This window comes from Mesorhizobium sp. M0045 (assembly GCF_040323385.1).
Classification (GTDB): domain Bacteria; phylum Pseudomonadota; class Alphaproteobacteria; order Rhizobiales; family Rhizobiaceae; genus Mesorhizobium.
The window spans coordinates 218,840-234,951 of the sequence record NZ_JAMYUY010000002.1 but is presented as its reverse complement, the minus strand read 5'-3'; the positions used below and the strand labels follow the sequence as shown (position 1 = coordinate 234,951).

Annotated in this window: 13 protein-coding genes and 1 tRNA gene; 5 read left to right on the top strand and 9 right to left on the bottom strand. The window is 63.3% G+C overall.

Annotation, left to right across the window (positions count from 1 at the left end; all coding sequences use genetic code 11):
* Positions 1 to 9 precede the first annotated feature (9 nt).
* The 4 genes from araD1 to chvE form a co-directional block, all read right to left on the bottom strand.
* The gene (gene araD1 / locus NKJ72_RS03855; RefSeq protein ID WP_352475920.1) at positions 10 to 1,002 is read right to left on the bottom strand and encodes an AraD1 family protein; all 993 of its coding nucleotides are present in this window, start codon (positions 1,000 to 1,002) and stop codon (positions 10 to 12) included.
* 191 nt (positions 1,003 to 1,193) lie between these two features.
* Positions 1,194 to 2,486, bottom strand: a complete 1,293-nt coding sequence (gene mmsB, locus NKJ72_RS03850; protein WP_292659525.1) for a multiple monosaccharide ABC transporter permease — start codon at positions 2,484 to 2,486, stop codon at positions 1,194 to 1,196.
* Positions 2,483 to 4,015 carry a multiple monosaccharide ABC transporter ATP-binding protein gene (mmsA, locus tag NKJ72_RS03845; RefSeq protein ID WP_254816338.1) on the bottom strand — a complete coding sequence of 511 codons (1,533 nt, stop codon included), beginning with the start codon at positions 4,013 to 4,015 and terminating at the stop codon, positions 2,483 to 2,485. The genes mmsB and mmsA overlap by 4 nt, the downstream gene beginning before the upstream one ends.
* 99 nt (positions 4,016 to 4,114) lie before the next feature.
* Positions 4,115 to 5,179 carry a multiple monosaccharide ABC transporter substrate-binding protein gene (chvE, locus tag NKJ72_RS03840; protein ID WP_254816339.1) on the bottom strand — a complete coding sequence of 355 codons (1,065 nt, stop codon included), beginning with the start codon at positions 5,177 to 5,179 and terminating at the stop codon, positions 4,115 to 4,117.
* A 317-nt stretch (positions 5,180 to 5,496) separates the two neighbouring features.
* Between chvE and NKJ72_RS03835 the strand changes: the two genes are divergently transcribed.
* Entirely contained in the window at positions 5,497 to 6,486 is a 990-nt protein-coding gene (locus NKJ72_RS03835) for a LysR family transcriptional regulator (RefSeq protein WP_352475919.1), read from the top strand.
* 288 nt (positions 6,487 to 6,774) lie between these two features.
* Here the strand turns inward: NKJ72_RS03835 and NKJ72_RS03830 are convergent.
* Positions 6,775 to 6,848: transfer RNA gene (locus tag NKJ72_RS03830), tRNA-Gly, on the bottom strand.
* 132 nt (positions 6,849 to 6,980) lie between these two features.
* On the opposite strand from NKJ72_RS03830, the gene NKJ72_RS03825 reads away from it, so the two are divergent.
* Positions 6,981 to 7,244, top strand: coding sequence for a DUF6460 domain-containing protein (locus NKJ72_RS03825; protein WP_352475918.1), 264 nt, complete (start codon positions 6,981 to 6,983; stop codon positions 7,242 to 7,244).
* A gap of 3 nt (positions 7,245 to 7,247) precedes the next feature.
* On the opposite strand, the gene NKJ72_RS03820 is transcribed toward NKJ72_RS03825, so the two are convergent.
* Positions 7,248 to 8,150 (bottom strand): histone deacetylase family protein, encoded by a 903-nt coding sequence (locus tag NKJ72_RS03820; RefSeq protein ID WP_352475917.1) that lies wholly within the window; start codon positions 8,148 to 8,150, stop codon positions 7,248 to 7,250.
* Positions 8,151 to 8,362: 212 nt separating this feature from the next.
* Here NKJ72_RS03820 and NKJ72_RS03815 point away from each other — a divergent pair, with 212 nt between their 5' ends.
* Positions 8,363 to 9,625: an MATE family efflux transporter gene (locus NKJ72_RS03815; protein ID WP_352476075.1), complete on the top strand. Its 1,263-nt coding sequence runs from the start codon at positions 8,363 to 8,365 to the stop codon at positions 9,623 to 9,625.
* A gap of 3 nt (positions 9,626 to 9,628) precedes the next feature.
* Here the strand turns inward: NKJ72_RS03815 and NKJ72_RS03810 are convergent, their stop codons facing one another.
* Positions 9,629 to 10,705 (bottom strand): quinone-dependent dihydroorotate dehydrogenase, encoded by a 1,077-nt coding sequence (locus NKJ72_RS03810; RefSeq protein WP_352475916.1) that lies wholly within the window; start codon positions 10,703 to 10,705, stop codon positions 9,629 to 9,631.
* Positions 10,702 to 11,052: a DUF952 domain-containing protein gene (locus NKJ72_RS03805; protein ID WP_352475915.1), complete on the bottom strand. Its 351-nt coding sequence runs from the start codon at positions 11,050 to 11,052 to the stop codon at positions 10,702 to 10,704. The genes NKJ72_RS03810 and NKJ72_RS03805 overlap by 4 nt, the downstream gene beginning before the upstream one ends.
* A gap of 126 nt (positions 11,053 to 11,178) precedes the next feature.
* On the opposite strand from NKJ72_RS03805, the gene NKJ72_RS03800 reads away from it, so the two are divergent.
* Together NKJ72_RS03800 and NKJ72_RS03795 are read left to right on the top strand one after the other, a co-directional pair.
* Positions 11,179 to 11,610 carry a hypothetical protein gene (locus NKJ72_RS03800; RefSeq protein ID WP_352475914.1) on the top strand — a complete coding sequence of 144 codons (432 nt, stop codon included), beginning with the start codon at positions 11,179 to 11,181 and terminating at the stop codon, positions 11,608 to 11,610.
* 119 nt (positions 11,611 to 11,729) lie between these two features.
* Complete coding sequence (locus tag NKJ72_RS03795) at positions 11,730 to 12,392, top strand: response regulator (RefSeq protein WP_473556440.1); 663 nt, start codon at positions 11,730 to 11,732, stop codon at positions 12,390 to 12,392.
* Between the two features lie 3 nt (positions 12,393 to 12,395).
* Here the strand turns inward: NKJ72_RS03795 and NKJ72_RS03790 are convergent, their stop codons facing one another.
* The gene (locus tag NKJ72_RS03790) at positions 12,396 to 15,884 is read right to left on the bottom strand and encodes a PAS domain-containing hybrid sensor histidine kinase/response regulator (RefSeq protein ID WP_352475913.1); all 3,489 of its coding nucleotides are present in this window, start codon (positions 15,882 to 15,884) and stop codon (positions 12,396 to 12,398) included.
* Positions 15,885 to 16,112 lie beyond the last annotated feature (228 nt).

Sequence of the window (16,112 nt, the reverse complement as noted above, 5' to 3'; positions counted from 1 at the left end):
GTCACCAGTTTACAACGCCTTCACCGCCACCTTCACCGGCTGCTCGATTTCAAGCGGGTTGCGCAGCGGCAGGCCGAAATCCTGCGCCTCGATTTCAAATACGTCACCGGCCTCGGTCCTGATGCCGTCGGCGAAGGACAGCGTCGCCGTGCCGAACATGTGTACATGCACATCACCCGGCTGGCGGAAGGCCGAGTATTTGAAGTGGTGATGCTCGAGATTGCCAATGGTGTGCGACATGTTCGCCTCGCCCGACAGGAACGGCTTTTCCCAAAGCAGCTTGCCGTCGCGCAGGATGCGTGAAGCGCCGCGGATATCGGACGGCAGGTCGCCGATCAGGATCTCCGGGCCGAACGAAGCGTTGCGCAGCTTGGAATGGGCGAGGAAGAGATAGTTTACACGCTCGGTGACGTGGTCGGAAAACTCGTTCGACAGGGTGAAGCCGACGCGGAACGGGGCGCCGTCGTCGCCGATCACATAGATCCCGGCGATCTCCGGCTCCTCGCCGGCATCCTGGGCGAAGGCCGGCGACACAAGCGCCGCACCGGGCGCCACCGCCATAGTGCCGTTGCCCTTGTAGAACCATTCCGGCTGCACGCCGATCTGGCCCTTCGCCGGCTTGCCACCCTCAAGCCCCATGCGGAACATCTTCATGGAATCGGTCAGCTGTTCCTCGCCGTCCGTGCTGAGCTTCTTGTGCATGGAATCGCGGGTCGCGGCGGAGCCGAGATGCGTCAGCCCGGTGCCGGTGAGATGGAGATGCGCCGGATCGGGATGGTTGATCGGCGACAGCAGTCGTCCCTTCTTGTAGGCTGCGTCCAGATCGATGGTTTCGCCGAAGCCCTTGCGCTCGATCAGGGCGACAAGCCCGCTGCCGGTGCGCGCGGCTTCCATCGCCAGCGAATAGACGCTGCGCGCGCCGTTGATGACGCGGGTCTTGCCGCCGTTGCGGGCAACGACGCGGATCGTCTCGGCGTCGTCGAGGATCTGTGAGATCAGCATGGTAACCCTCTCTGAATTGCGGGCTTGGCGTGCCTTTCTTGGCAAACCCTGCCCAGCGCGGCTCGGACCGTTGTCCGCGCCTCGATTGAAATTCTTCGTCCGGATTGCGCTCGCGGATCAGGTCCCTCGAGGGACTTCTTTGCGCCGCCCGGCAGCGCCGCGATGTGACCCGTATGCCTCCTGGTTGCCTCTCAAGCCTTGTTCTTGTTGTAGACGTCGAAGACGACGGCGCCGAGCAGCACCAGGCCTTTGACCACCTGCTGCCAGTCGACATTGACGCCCATGATCGACATGCCGTTGTTCATGACGCCCATGATGAAGCCGCCGACCACCGCGCCGATGACCTGGCCGACGCCGCCCATCGCCGAAGCGCCACCGATGAACACCGCGGCGATGACGTCGAGCTCGCTGCCGAGGCCGGCCGCCGGCACCGCCTGCCCCAGGCGCGCTGCGATAATCAGGCCGCCGAGTGCCGACAGCACGCCCATATTGATGAACACCATCAACGTCAGCCGTTCGGTCTTGATGCCCGATAGCTGGGCTGCCTTGGCATTGCCGCCCATCGCATAGATGCGGCGGCCGATCGTCATGCGTTTGGTAACAAAGACGAACAACGCGATCAGCACGCCCATCACCATGAGAACGATTGGGAGGCCCCTATAGGTGGCGAATTGGTAGACGAGAAACAGCGCCAGCGCGCTGATCACCAGGGTCTTGACGACGAACAGCGAGAAGGGCTCGGCTTCGTAGCCATGCTTCTCGCGAGTGCGCCGTGCCCTGAGCCCGAAATAGGCATAGGCGAGCACGGCGACGAGGCCGATCACGATCGTCGTCAGGTGCAGCGTGAGGCCGCTGCCGACAATGGTTTTGCCGGCGGCGTTCACGGTTGGCGGTATCAGCGTCAATGGGCCGATCAGGTCCGGAATGAAGCCGGAACTGAGCGCCTTGAAGCCGACTGGAAGCGGCCCCACGGAAGACCCGCCACCGAGCAGCGCCTGGCAGATGCCGCGGAAGATCAGCATGCCCGCCAGCGTGACGATAAAGCTCGGTATTCGGTGATAGGCAATCCAGTAGCCTTGTGCCGCGCCGATCGCACCACCGACGATCAGGCAGATGATCGACACCACCAGCGGATTGCTCAATGGCCCAAGCGGCCAGATGACCATCATCATCGCCGCCAGTGCGCCGATGAAGCCGGCGACGGAGCCGACGCTGAGATCGATGTGACCTGAAACGATCACCAGAAGCATGCCCAGCGCCATCACGATGATGAAGCTGTTCTGCTGCACGAGATTGCTGAGGTTCACCGGCTTGAACAGCGTCCCGGACGTGGTGAACTGGAAGAACACCATGATTGCGATCAACGCCAGCACCAACCCGTATTCGCGCAGATTGGTGACCAGCGCCGAGACGGCAATGCGAGGTCCCTGTTGTAGATCCTGGGCAACGCCGGTCTGCGGCCCGGGAGCGCTTTCGGTGCTCATGATGCTTTTCCTTCTCCGCGGACGATGGCGCGCATTATCTTTTCCTGGCTGGCGTCGCTTGCCGCCATTTCGCCGACGATGCGTCCTTCGTTCATGACGTAGATGCGGTCGGTGATGCCGAGCAGTTCGGGCATTTCCGACGAGATGACGATGATTGCCTTACCCTCGGAGGCGAGACGCGCGATGATCGTATAGATTTCATATTTGGCGCCGACGTCGATACCACGTGTCGGCTCGTCGAGGATCAGCACTTCCGGATTGGCGAACAGCCATTTCGACAGCACCACCTTCTGCTGATTGCCGCCAGAAAGGTTGCCGGTCATCTGGTAGACGCTCGAGGCGCGAATATTGGTCCTGCCGCGATAATCGTTGGCGACCGAAAGCTCGCGCAAATCGTCGATCACGCCGTGGCGCGATACGCCGGGCAGATTGGCCAGCGTGATGTTGTGCTTGATGTGGTCGATCAGGTTGAGACCGTAAGTCTTGCGGTCCTCGGTAACGTAGGCGATGCCGTGTTCCACCGCCTTGCTCACCGAAGAGACGTCGATCGGCTTGCCGTTGAGGAACACCTCGCCGGTTATGCGGCGGCCGTAGGACCGGCCGAACAGGCTCATGGCAAACTCGGTCCGGCCGGCGCCCATGAGCCCGGCAATGCCGACCACTTCGCCCTTGCGGGCGTTGAGGTTGATGCCCTTGATGACCTGCCGCTCGGCATGGATGGGGTGGTAGACCGACCAGTTTTTCACTTCGAGAACGGTCTCGCCGATGTTCGGCTCGCGCGGCGGATAGCGGTCGTCGAGCGAACGGCCGACCATCGAGGTGATGATGCGGTCCTCCGAGATGTCCTTCTTGGCCAGCGTCTCGATGGTCCGGCCGTCACGGATGATGGTGACCTTGTCGGCGACCCGGTTCACCTCGTTGAGCTTGTGCGAGATCAGGATAGAAGTGATGCCCTGCCGCTTGAATTCGAGCAGCAGATCGAGCAGCGCCTGGCTGTCCTTTTCGGACAGGCTCGCCGTCGGCTCGTCGAGAATGAGCAGCTTCACTTCCTTGCTGAGCGCCTTGGCGATCTCGACCAGCTGCTGCTTGCCGACGCCGATATTGGTGATCAGCGTGTTGGGGTCTTCCTTGAGGCCGACCTTCTTGAGCAGGGCGCTGGTGCGCGCCTCGTTGGCGTTCCAGTCGATGACGCCGTATCTGGCGTGCTCGTTGCCGAGAAAGATGTTTTCGGCGATCGACAGCATCGGCACCAGCGCAAGCTCCTGGTGGATGATGACGATGCCCTTACGCTCGCTGTCGTGGATACCTTTGAAATGGCACTCGTCGCCGCGATAGATGATCTGGCCGTCATAGGTGCCGGACGGATACACGCCCGACAGCACCTTCATCAGCGTCGACTTGCCGGCGCCGTTCTCGCCGACCACGGCATGGATCTCGCCTTCCTCGACCATGAGCTTGACGTTCGACAGCGCCTTGACGCCGGGAAACGTCTTGGTGATGTCGCGCATCTCCAAAATCGTCGATGCCATTGAGAATACCACTCCTGCGAGGTCCGCAAACAATACTGGGCTGGCTCGCCAACGAAAAGGGGCCCTGCCTGCGCAGGACCCCAGGCTTTGTAACCGCGATTACTTCAGTTCTTCAGCCTTGATGTAGCCGGAGTCGACCACCAGCGCCTGGTAGTTCGACTTGTCGACGTCATGCGGCGTCAACAGGATCGAGGGAACGACCTTGACGTCGTTGTTGTAGGTCGTGGTGTCGAGGCCTTCCGGCTTGCCGCCAGAGAGCACCTTATCGACGAGTTCGACCGTCGCCTTGGCGAGTTCGCGGGTGTCCTTGAACACGGTCGAATACTGTTCGCCGGCGATGATCGCCTTGACCGAAGCGGTCTCGGCGTCCTGTCCGGTGACGATCGGCCATGGCTGATCGGCGGTGCCGTAGCCTACGGCGCGCAGCGAAGCGATGATGCCGCGCGACAGGCCGTCATAGGGCGAGAGCACGCCATCGACGCGGCTGCCGTCCGAGTAGTTGGCGGAGAGCAGATTGTCCATGCGGGCCTGGGCGGTTGCCGCCAGCCAGCGCAGCGTGCCGACCTTGTCCATGCCCATCTGGCCGGACTTCACGACGAGGGTCTTGTCGTCGATCAGCGGCTGAAGAACCGACATAGCGCCGTTATAGAAGAAGAACGCATTGTTGTCGTCCGGTGAACCGCCGAACAGCTCGATGTTGAACGGGCCCTTCTTCTCGGGATAACCGAGGCCCTTGAGCAGCGATTTGGCCTGGATGACGCCGACGCCGAAATTGTCGAAGGTGGTGTAGTAGTCGACATTTGGCGTCTTCTTGATCAGGCGGTCGTAAGCGACGACGACAACGCCGGCGTCATTGGCCTTCTGCAGCGCATCGCCCATCGTGGTGCCGTCGATCGAAGCGATGATCAGCGCCTTCGGCCCCTTGGTGATTTCGTTTTCCAGCTGGCTGAGCTGGTTCGGAATGTCGTCCTGCGCATATTGCAGGTCGACAGTGTAGCCCAAAGCCTCGAGCTGCGACTTGACAGCGTCGCCGTCGTTGATCCAGCGCTGCGAGGTCTTGGTGGGCATCAGCACGCCGATCAGGCCTTCGCCCGCCTGCGCCGGCAGCGTCATGGCCGCGATGCCTAGGGCCGCGACGGCGGCCAGTGTCTTGATAATCTTCACATTAACTCTCCCTGGTTGATGGACGCGTACCCTTGGGTTTCGTGGGCCGCGCAATCGTGCAGGAGCGCCAGAGGCGCCGCTGCCGTCAATCGATCTCCGGTATCCTCCCAATCGGCCCCGAAACTCTGGTTTCAATCGATACGAGTTTTCTCTCGTCACCGATCGTCAAGTCTCAGGACGCGCGAAGGGTGTGTCGCTTTGCCATAACTGTCAAATGCGATCTTTGATGGTTGCTATATCGAGACTGATATGGCTTAGGCTAGTGACGACGCTGCCGGATTTTGCAGGGGCGGCGGGCGTGCGAGTAGGGAAAAATCATGGCAGCGCTGCGAAATCCTGGCGGAATATCAGCCGGTTACGATGAAATCCCGGGCGATGGCGGAACCTTGCTGCGCAGCGGCTTGAGCCTGCGTCACATGCGCATGATCGCAGCCCTCGACGAGCACGGCCGGGTGAGCGCCGCGGCCCAGGTCATGAACATCTCGCAGCCGGCGGCCTCGCGCATGATCGCCGAGATGGAGGCCGTGCTCGATGTCAAGCTCTGCGAAAGGCTGCCGCGCGGCATCACGCTGACGCCCTATGGCAAGGCGTTGGCACGGCGCGCGCGATCGATCCTGCTCGAGATGCGCGAGGTCGACCGCGAGATTTTCGAGCTCAAGGCGGGCAAGGGCGGCTCGGTGTTCCTGGGCGCGGTGACAGCACCGGCGATCGAGCTGGCGGTACCGGCGATCCGCGAGATCCGGCGCCTCTATCCGCGCATCGAAATCACCATGCAGGTCGAGACCTCGAACGTGTTGGCGCGCGAGCTGATCGCCTCGCGCCACGATTTCATCATCGCCCGCATCCCCGACGACCTCAATCCGCGGCTGTTCGAAGCCCGCGTCATCGGCGTCGAGAAGGCCTGCCTGATCGTGCGCCGCGGCCACCCGCTGACCAAGGGCAAGGTGGTGCGGCTGGAAGACACCGCCGCCTATGACTGGGTTTTCCAGTCGGGCGGCTCGCCGCTACGCCAGGCGATGGAGAGTAACTTCCTGAACCGAAACATCGCGCTGCCGGACCGCATCCTGAATACCAGCTCGCTGCTGTTGACTCTGGTCATGGTCGCGCAATCCGACGCCATCGCGCCGGTTTCGATCCAGGTCGCGAAGTTCATCCAGAACCCGGAAGGCCTGGCCGGCGCCATCGATGTTGTCCAGACCGAGTTCGACATCGAGGTCAGACCCTACAGCCTGATCACGGTGAAGAACCGCGCGCTGTCGCCGGCAGCCAAGATGCTGCACGATTTCATTTTGCGAGAGGTGGGCTGAGGCTTGGAGCGAGTAGCGGGGCGCATTCCGTGGCCCCGAGCGGCGCCGGTGCACGTTGGCAATACCGAGGATGCTCAAAAAAGCCCGCCAGCAGAAGCCAGCGGGCAAAGGGTAGACATTCCGGTTGGGGTCATTCGAGGCCCCGCCGACCCTCAATGTGAAATATTCCAGGAACCGGTACATCGGCCAAACAGATGAAAGGCGGCCAGCCGGGTTGCAAAAAACTGGCTGTAAATCCGCTGGTTTTCAGATTGGCCAAAAACAAGTGCAATGCACTGAGGCAAAAGCTGGAGCGGGTAGCGGGAATCGAACCCGCGCGTTCAGCTTGGGAAGCTGACAAGCTACCATTACATCATACCCGCGCTGGTTCCTCCGATATCATGGCCCGGCGCCGATGCGCAATCCGGTTTGAGGGCTCGGCTTGATGCAGGGCTGTCAACTGCGTATTTCTGGGCATGTGCCCGAATCGCGGCACCCGACTGTGGAGACAGGCCTTGTCCGCACTGAACCGCTTTCTCGGCGATACGCCGCTCCGGGTGATCCTGAAGCTGCTTGTGGTGTCGTTCCTCGTCGGCTTGGTCATGAATGCCTTCGGCTGGTCGCCGATGGACGTGCTTTACGGCATCCGCAAATTCTTCATCGACCTGTGGAACTTGGGCTTCCACGCCATCGACCGTTTCCTCGGCTACATCCTGCTCGGTGCTGCAATCGTCGTGCCGGCCTTCATCCTGCTCAGGATCGCCAATTTCAGGAAGTGAATTTCAGGCGTATTCCGCAGCCACCTCGAACAGGATGGCGTGGCGTGCGGCGAGTGCTGCGACATCCGCCGAATAGCCGCCGCCGATGACCCCGCACACCGGGATATCGAGCGTGCGGAAATGGCGGATCACCATATCGTCACGGGCGCGCAGCCCGTCATCCGTGAGCGACAACCTGCCGAGCCGGTCCTCGACATGGACATCGACGCCGGCATTGTAGAAGACGAGATCCCAGCGCCTTCGCGCCGACAGCTCCGGCAGGATGGCGTTCAGCCGCTCCAGATAGGCTGCATCGCCGGCGCCGTCGGACAGGGCGATGTCCAGATCGGAGGCGATCTTGCGCGCGGGGTAGTTGCGGTCGCCATGCATGGAGAAGGTGAACACGCGCGGCTCGTCGCCCAGGATGTCGGCCGTGCCGTCGCCCTGATGCACATCGAGGTCGACGACCAGGATGTTTTGGGCAGCAGCTTCGGCAAGCAGCACCAGCGCGGCAACGGCTACGTCATTGAAGGTGCAGAAGCCGGCGCCTTGCGCGCGCCGCGCATGATGGCTGCCGCCGGCGGTGTTGCAGGCGATGCCGGTCAGCAAGGCCAGCCGCGCAGCCAGCACCGTGCCGGCCGTTGCGAGCTGCGCCCTCAGCGAAACCCGCTGTCCAATGGGGAAACCGATCTCGCGCTCGATCCTCACCGGCACTTCGCAGGCAAGCACCTGGTCGACATAGTCTGCCGCGTGGGCAAGCTTCAGCCATGATGGCCGCGCCGCCTCCGGCATGTTGAGCGCTTCGGGCTGCGCCAGGCCGCGCGCCCGCAAGGCATCCATCAGCAGCGGATATTTGCTCATCGGGAAGCGGTGGTTGACGGCGAAGCCGGCGTCGTAGTCGGGATGATGAACGATCTGCAAGGGCATGGGACGGGCGGTGCGCCAGAGGCGGGTTTCGGTTGACCATAGCGGGGTGGATGGTTGCGCGAGGTCCGCAAATTGGGGCACATCGGCCAGCCGATCAAGCCGCAACAGGAAGCAACACGCGTTTGGAGCAGGCTTTACCCACCGAAGCCCACGCCACCGAAGCCAGGGCCTTCGTGGTCACCAACCGCTCGGTGCTCGCCATCGCCGTGCCGATGACGCTTGCCTATCTGACGACGCCGTTGCTCGGAATCGTCGACACGGCGGTGGTTGGGCAGTTCGGCGAGGCCGCTCTTCTCGGCGGCCTGGCGGCCGGCGCCCTGATCTTCGACGTCGTTTTCACCACCTTCAACTTCCTGCGCTCCGGCACCACCGGCCTCGTCGCCCAGGCCTTCGGGCGCGGCGATGCGTTGGAGGAGCAGGCGGTGTTCTGGCGCGCCGTGCTGATCGCGGTCGTCGCCGGCGTCGTGCTTGCCGCGCTTGCGCCGCTGGTTTCCGCCGCCGGGCAATGGTTCATCGGCGCCGAACCGCGCGTCAGCGCGGCGATGGACGTCTATATCCGCATCAGGATGCTCGCAGCACCGTTCTCGCTGATCAATTACGCCATCCTTGGCTACGTACTTGGGCGCGGCGAGGGCGGGCTTGGGCTGATGCTGCAATTGATATTGAACGGCATCAACATCGCCCTCTGCTTCCTGCTTGGCCTGGAGCTCGGCTGGGGCGTTGCCGGCGTTGCCTGGGCAACGGTCACCGGCGAATTCGTCGCCATGCTGCTTGGTCTCGCCATTGTCGGCCGGCGCTTTTGGGCAGCGCCCACGCTGCCGCGCCACCGCGTCCTCGATTTGCCGTCATTCCTGCGCATGATGTCGCTCAATCGCGATATCATGATCCGCTCTTTTTCGCTGCTCGCCGCCTTTGCGCTGTTCACGCGCCAAGGCGCGCAGTTCGGCACGCTGACGCTGGCCGCCAACGCCGTGCTGATGAACCTCTTCCTGGTTGCCGGCTATTTCCTCGACGGTTTCGCCACTGCCGCCGAGCAGCTCGCCGGCCGCGCCATTGGAGCGCGCGCCGCCACCGCCTTTAACCAGGCGGTGCGGCTGACGCTGCTTTGGGGGCTCGGTCTGGCGGGCGCGGCGACGCTCTTCTTCCTGCTGGAGGGCACCGATCTCGTCGCCCTGATCACGACCTCGACGGACGTCCGCGCCATTGCCGACATCTACTTGCCATGGGCGGCGTTCACCGCGCTCAGCGGCGTGCTGGCTTTCGAGATGGACGGTGTCTTCATCGGCGCAACATGGTCGCGCGACATGCGCAACATGATGCTGGTGTCGTTCCTGTCGTTCAGCGCCGCCCTGCTGATTCTGGTGCCGGCCTTCGGCAATCACGGCTTGTGGGCGGCGTTGCATGTCTTCCTGCTGGTACGCGGCTTCAGCCTGCTCGCCATATTGCGGCTGCGGGTGCGCACCGCCTTTAACTAATCGCTAAAGCGGTTTCACCGCCCAGTGAGCGAGGCGGCTGTCGCGAAGCTCGCGCAGCGACTTCAGCCCTTGACTGTTCATGAAACGAGCCATGCCGGAAAGAATGCGCCCCGGCAGCGCGGGCCCAGCATAGATCATGCCGGTATAGAGCTGCACGAGATCGGCGCCGGCGCGGATCTTTTCCAGGGCCGTCTCGGCGGAATCAACGCCGCCGACGCCGATGATAGTGGTATCCGGGCCAAGCAGTTTTCGCATCCTTGCCAGCACGATGGTCGAGCGCTCGAACAAGGGTTTCCCCGAAAGCCCGCCAGCCTCGCCGGCAAGGCCGGCGCTGCGCAGGCCGGATCGCGCGATCGTGGTGTTGGAGACGATGAGGCCGTCAATCTGCTTCTCGGTGAGCTCGGCGGCGATGTCCTCCAACTCGGCCTCGACCAGGTCCGGCGCGATCTTGAGGAAGACGGGTGGTTTCGCGGATGCTGCCGCACGCGCGGCCATGACACGCGACAGAAGTTCGCCAAGTTGTTCGCGTGCCTGCATGTTGCGCAGGCCCGGCGTGTTCGGCGAGGAGATGTTGATTGCCAGATAACTGGCATATCGCGCAAACCGGACCACGCCGCGTTCATAGTCACTGACGCGGTCGGTGCTGTCCTTGTTGGCGCCGATGTTGACGCCGACGATGCCGGCACGGCCCATGCGGGCGGCAAGGCGCTTTTCCGCGGCGTCGTGGCCCTCATTGTTGAAGCCCAGCCGATTGATCACCGCCCCGTCCGAAGGCAGCCGGAAAATGCGCGGCTTCGGATTGCCGCCCTGCGGCAGCGGCGTGATCGTGCCGACCTCGGCGAAGCCGAAGCCGAGGCCGAGCAGCGCGTCCGGCACTTCGGCATTCTTGTCGTAACCCGCCGCCATGCCGAGCGGGTTCGGGAAATCGAGTCCGCAACGGCTGACCTTTAGCCTGTTGTCCTGCGGCGGACGACCGGCGACCGGCAGCCCGCATCTCAGCGCGGCGATCGACAGTCCATGCGCGGTTTCCGGATCGAGCGTGAACAGCAGTTTCTGGCCGATCCGGCCGAGCGCGCTCATTCGGCCTCCAGCGCCGGGAATTCATGCTGTCCGTCGGCGCCGAGCGGCAATGCCTGCACCGAAACGACCGCATCGAGGCCGAGCGCGTCGTAGAGATGCGGGAACAAGGCGCCGCCGCGCGAGACCTCATATTTCAGCGCATCGCCAAGGCGCGCGCCGTCGATGGCGACCAGCAGCAACCCGCCCTGGCCGGCGAAATGTTTGGCCGCCGTTTCCCGAACCTGCCCGGCGGCGGAAAAATGGATGAAACCGTCGGCGACGTCGATCGGCGCGCCGGTGAAGCGGCCTTCCCTTTCGGCCTCGCGCCAAAGCGCCTCGGGAACTATCTTGTAGATGATCTCGGACATGGTTGCGCTATAGTCCGAACCGACCACGCGGGGAAGGGCAGGCCCGTGTTCTTCCCCATTTCAGGTTCGTCCCCATTTCAGGCGCAAACTGTGATAGATTGCGCTGACTGGCTCATGGAGGAAAACATGCGTCTGAAACACGTCTTGATCCCCGCAGCACTGGTCTCGCTTATAGCGGCGTCGGCCCTTTCCGAGGAAGCCGATCGCTACCGGTTGGAAAAATCGGCCAATGGCTATGTCCGTATGGATACGCAAACCGGCGCCATGTCGCTCTGCGAGGAACGCTCCGGTCAGCTTGTCTGCAAGACGGCGGCCGACGAACGTGCCGCCTTCCAGGATGAGGTCGACCGCCTGCAAAATTCGGTGAAGGCGCTCGACGAACGTGTCGCCAAGCTCGAAAATTCGCTTGCCGCGCGTCTCGAATCGACTTTGCCCAGCGAGGAGGATTTCAACAAGACGATGGGTTACATGGAGCGCTTCCTGCGCAGCTTCATGGACATCGTCAAGGACATGGACAAGGACGAAGACGGCGCCAAGCCCAATTCGCAAAAGACCTAGGCAATTCGCAAAAAGACCTGGGGCGGGAATAGCAAGCCGGCCACGCCGAACAGCAGGCTTGGCGTTATGATCGTTCATATCCTGCAAGGCGGAAAATCGCCAACGGGATTCGGGGAGGGATATCACCGTTGGGCTACACATTCGTCATTGCCGACGATCATCCGCTTTTTCGCGGTGCATTGAGGGAGGCACTCGCGGGCATCGGAGACGTTGCCGCCATTCACGAGGCCGGCGATTTCGAAAGCGCCAAGGCGCTGGTCCTGGCCAATGAGGATGTCGATCTGGTGCTGCTCGATCTCTCGATGCCGGGGGCAAGCGGTCTTTCCGGCCTGATTTCGTTGCGCGGCATCCATCCGGCGGTGCCAATGATGGTGGTCTCGGCGCATGACGATCCGGTGACGATCCGGCGCGCGCTCGATCTCGGCGCCTCCGGCTTCATCTCCAAATCGGCCAGCATGGAGGAGATCCGCAATGCGGTGCAGTCGGTGCTCGCAGGTGATATCGCGGCACCCGCCGGGGTCGATCTCGGCGTCGAGCGCGATCCCGAGATTTCCGACCTGATCAAGCGGCTGCAGGCGCTGACCCCACAGCAGACGCGCGTGCTCGGCATGCTGGCCGAGGGACTGCTCAACAAGCAGATCGCCTATGAGCTCGGGGTCTCCGAAGCGACGATCAAAGCGCATGTCTCGGCCATCCTGCAGAAGCTCGGCGTCGACAGCCGCACCCAGGCGGTCATCCTTTTGTCCAAAATCGGCAGCGACCCGCTGCAGACGGCCGGCTGATCCCTATTCGGCCGCCGGCGCCAGCGGCCTGACCCTGGCCATCATCGAGCGCAGCATCGCCGGTTTCAGCGGTTTGCTGATCACCGGCACGTCGAGCCTGCCGGCGGCGGCGCGAACCTCGCTGGAGCGGTCGGCGGTGACCAGCACGGCCGGCAGGTCCTCGCCATGGATCGCACGCAACTGGGCGATCAATTCGAGGCCGGTCCTGTTGTCGAGATGATAGTCGGCAAGCACGATGTCCGGCCGATGCATGCCGGACCTGTCGAGATCCTCCGCGCCGGAAAGCGTGTCGACGCTGCAGCCCCAGCCCTCGAGCAGCAGCCGCATGCCGTCGAGGATGCGGGCGTCGTTGTCGATGCAGAGCACATTGAGCCCGGCAAGCGAGGCCGCGGCACGGGCAGGCGGCTTCGCCTCGGCCTCTCGCCGCGGTGCCTGCACGGCCGCCACCGGCAGCAGCACGGAAAAGCGTGTGCCCTTGCCGGGGTTGGAGAAGATCCGGATTTCGAGCCGCAGGACGCGGGCGATGCGGTCGACGATGGAGAGCCCAAGGCCGAGGCCTTCCGCCTCGCGAGCGCCCTCGTCCAGCCGGGTGAATTCGCGAAACACGGTGTTCAGCTTGTCGCCGGCAATGCCGATGCCGGTGTCGATCACCTGGATCTCGGCCAGTTCGCCGCGCCGCCGCACGCCGACCAGGATACGGCCACGGCGGGTATACTTGATGGCGTTGGAGACCAGGTTCTGGATCAAGCGGCGCAGCAGATTGCGGTCCGTCATCACGCTGAGCGACGACGGCATGATCGAGAGCTCGAGCTTCTTTTCGGCGGCAAGCGGCCGGAAATCGTTGCCGATCTGGCGCAGCAGCCCGTCGAGGCCGAAGGTCGTATCGTCCGGCTTCATCGCGCCGGCATCGAGGCGCGAAATGTCGAGCACCGCGCCGAGGATGGTCTCGACCGATTCCAGCGACGATTCGATGTTCATCGCCGCCTTGCCGGCAGGCCCCTTGCCGGTCTTCTCGATCAGCGACGAGCAATAGAGGCGGGCGGCGTTCAACGGCTGCAAGATGTCGTGGCCGGCGGCAGCGAGGAAGCGGGTCTTGCCGAGATTGGCCTCCTCTGCCAGCATCTGCGCCTGCGCCAGCTCCTCGTTGACGCGGGTGAGCTCGGCGGTGCGGCTCTTCACCCGCTGTTCCAGGGATTCGTTGGCGCGCTTAAGCGCCAGATCCTGCTCGACGCGTCCGGAAATGTCGGCGTAGGTGGCGACGATGCCGCCGTCCGGCATCGGGTTGGAGCGCAATTCGAGAATGCGCCCGCTGGTCTTCAGCTCCATCTGCCAGGGGCTGACGAAGCTGGTCAGGCGGTTCAGCATGGTAACGCGTTGATCTGCCGGTATATCGCCGCGCTCGGCAAGGTGGCGCAGGATACGATCGAGTGAGACACCGACCTGGCCCATCTCGTCGGGCAGGTCGAACAGCGCCCGGTACTGGCGGTTCCAGCAGATCAACCGAAAATCCCGGTCGAAGACAGTGATGCCCTGTTCCATCTGGTCGAGCGCGATCTGCAGCAGGTCGCGATTGTGTTGCAGCGCCTCTGTGGCGTCGTCGAGCAGGCGGAAGGCGTCCTTGGATTCGCGGTCGTTGCGGCGCAGCAGCAACGACAGGATCAGCCGCGCCGAGGACGAGCCGACGGCGCTGGCCAGAAGCTGCTCGGAGAAACGGATGACATCCATGCTGGCCTGCTCGTTGCCGTGCAGTGAAGTGCCGCTGCTCTTTTCGAATGACTGGAATGACCGCTCGGTGCGTTCGACACCGAGATAGCGCGCGATCGTGTCCTTGAGGTCGTTGACGGTGATGGTGGTGCGGAAGCGGCGCAGGCTCGGCAGCGGCCCCGCCTCGCGCGGCACGAAGATCGACGCCTGGATGCGCTCCAGCGGCACCGACGCCCGCGACAGCGAGCCGAACACAAAAAACAGCGTGTTGATCGACAGGCTCCACAGCACGCCATGGTTCAGCGGCTCGGCGACGGTGCCGAAAAGAGCTTGCGGCCGCAACGCATCTAAGCCGAACAGGCCGTGGACGAGGATGCCGGTATCGGCCGCGACGAGCGAGGGAAGCAGCAGCGTGTAGCTCCAGACGACGATGCCGGCGACCATGCCTAGTGCGGCACCCCGGCCGTTGGCGCCGCGCCAGACCAGGCCGCCGATCATTGCCGGCGCGAACTGCGCGATCGCGGCGAACGACATCAGGCCGATCGAGGACAGACGCGCGTTGTTGGTGCTCTCGCGGTAGTAGAGGAAGGCGATAAACAGCATGATGAAGATCGCCGCCCGCCGCACATTCAAGATGAGCGTCGACCAGTCCTCGTTCTCGGAGGTCGTGGTCCGCAGCAATCGCCTCACGAACAGAGGAATGACCAGATCGTTGGAGATCATGATCGACAGCGCGACGCTCTCGACGATCACCATTGCGGTCGCCGCCGACAGGCCGCCGATGAAGGCGGCCATGGCCAGCACGTCGTGGCCGCTGAACAGCGGCAGTGACAGCACATAGAGGTCGCTGCTGGTTCTCGTGCCGACCAGTTCCAGGCCGGCCAGCGCGATCGGCAGCACGAACAGGTTGATCGCCACCAGATAGAGCGGAAACACCCATGTCGCGGTGCGCAGCTCGGCCTCGCTGCGGTTTTCGACGATGGTGACGTAGAACTGGCGCGGCAACATGAGGATGGCAAAGCCGCTCAGGCATGTCAGCACCAGCCAGGTAGCGAGCGAGGTGTTGTAGCCCATCGCCTGACGCACCTGCGTGTTTTCGGCGAGCCGGTCGAACATGTCGCCCGGCCCGCCGAAGATCAGGAACGTGACCATAAGGCCGATCGCCAGGAAGGCGGCGAGCTTGACCACCGTTTCGACTGCCACAGCCAGCACCAGCCCGTCCTGGTGTTCGGTGGCGTCGGCATGGCGCGTGCCGAACAGCACCGCGAACAGCGCCAGCAGCATGGCCACGACCAGCGAGATGTCGCTGACGAACGGATCGAAGGAGGGCGGCGCGCCGGTATAGTGCTCGACCATCAGGCTGACCGAGCCGGAGATTGCCTTCAATTGCAGCGCCATATAGGGCACCGCGCCGATGGTCGCGATCAGTGTGGCGATCGCCGCGACAGCAAAACTCTTGCCGTAGCGGGCGCCGAGAAAGTCGGCGATCGAGGTGATCTTCTCGGTCTTGGCCAGCCTGACAATGCGCTGCAGCAGCGGAAAGCCGAACACAAACACCAGCACCGGTCCGATATAGATGCCGAGGAACTCCAGGCCGCGCTCGGAGGACAGCCCGACCGAGCCGAAGAAGGTCCAGGAGGTGCAGTAGATGGCAAGGCTGAGCGCATAGATGAAGGGCCGGGCGCGGCCGGGGCCGGATGAAGTCGAGCGCCGGTCGCCCAGGCTGGCGATGGCAAACAGCAACGTCACATAGGCAATCGCGATGATGACGATGAACCAGCCCTGCACGCCTCGAACTTCCTCCCTGTGCCGGTTTTGGATCGGCTTGATCAGACGCAATCACAGCTTGGCGATCAAGTCCATCGCGGCTTTTGGCGTATTTTATCGGCTGCCTCGGGCAATCGTGACCGGCTGAAACCGGTCTTTTGCTCCTGTTTGCAACCGCAGGTTTTTGCTATCCTGCCTGCTGGTCGATGCCGAGGGCGCGGACGGCAGCACGGCCAGTCATGGGAAGGA

Excerpts from the sequence above, each read along its gene's own strand:
- NKJ72_RS03820 (WP_352475917.1), bottom strand. The coding sequence starts at position 8,150 with ATGCCCTTGCAGATCGTTCATCATCCCGACTACGACGCCGGCTTCGCC.
- mmsA (WP_254816338.1), bottom strand. The coding sequence starts at position 4,015 with ATGGCATCGACGATTTTGGAGATGCGCGACATCACCAAGACGTTTCCC.
- NKJ72_RS03815 (WP_352476075.1), top strand. The coding sequence starts at position 8,363 with ATGACGCTTGCCTATCTGACGACGCCGTTGCTCGGAATCGTCGACACG.
- araD1 (WP_352475920.1), bottom strand. The coding sequence starts at position 1,002 with ATGCTGATCTCACAGATCCTCGACGACGCCGAGACGATCCGCGTCGTT.
- NKJ72_RS03800 (WP_352475914.1), top strand. The coding sequence starts at position 11,179 with ATGCGTCTGAAACACGTCTTGATCCCCGCAGCACTGGTCTCGCTTATA.
- NKJ72_RS03810 (WP_352475916.1), bottom strand. The coding sequence starts at position 10,705 with ATGAGCGCGCTCGGCCGGATCGGCCAGAAACTGCTGTTCACGCTCGAT.
- NKJ72_RS03835 (WP_352475919.1), top strand. The coding sequence starts at position 5,497 with ATGGCAGCGCTGCGAAATCCTGGCGGAATATCAGCCGGTTACGATGAA.
- mmsB (WP_292659525.1), bottom strand. The coding sequence starts at position 2,486 with ATGAGCACCGAAAGCGCTCCCGGGCCGCAGACCGGCGTTGCCCAGGAT.
- NKJ72_RS03805 (WP_352475915.1), bottom strand. The coding sequence starts at position 11,052 with ATGTCCGAGATCATCTACAAGATAGTTCCCGAGGCGCTTTGGCGCGAG.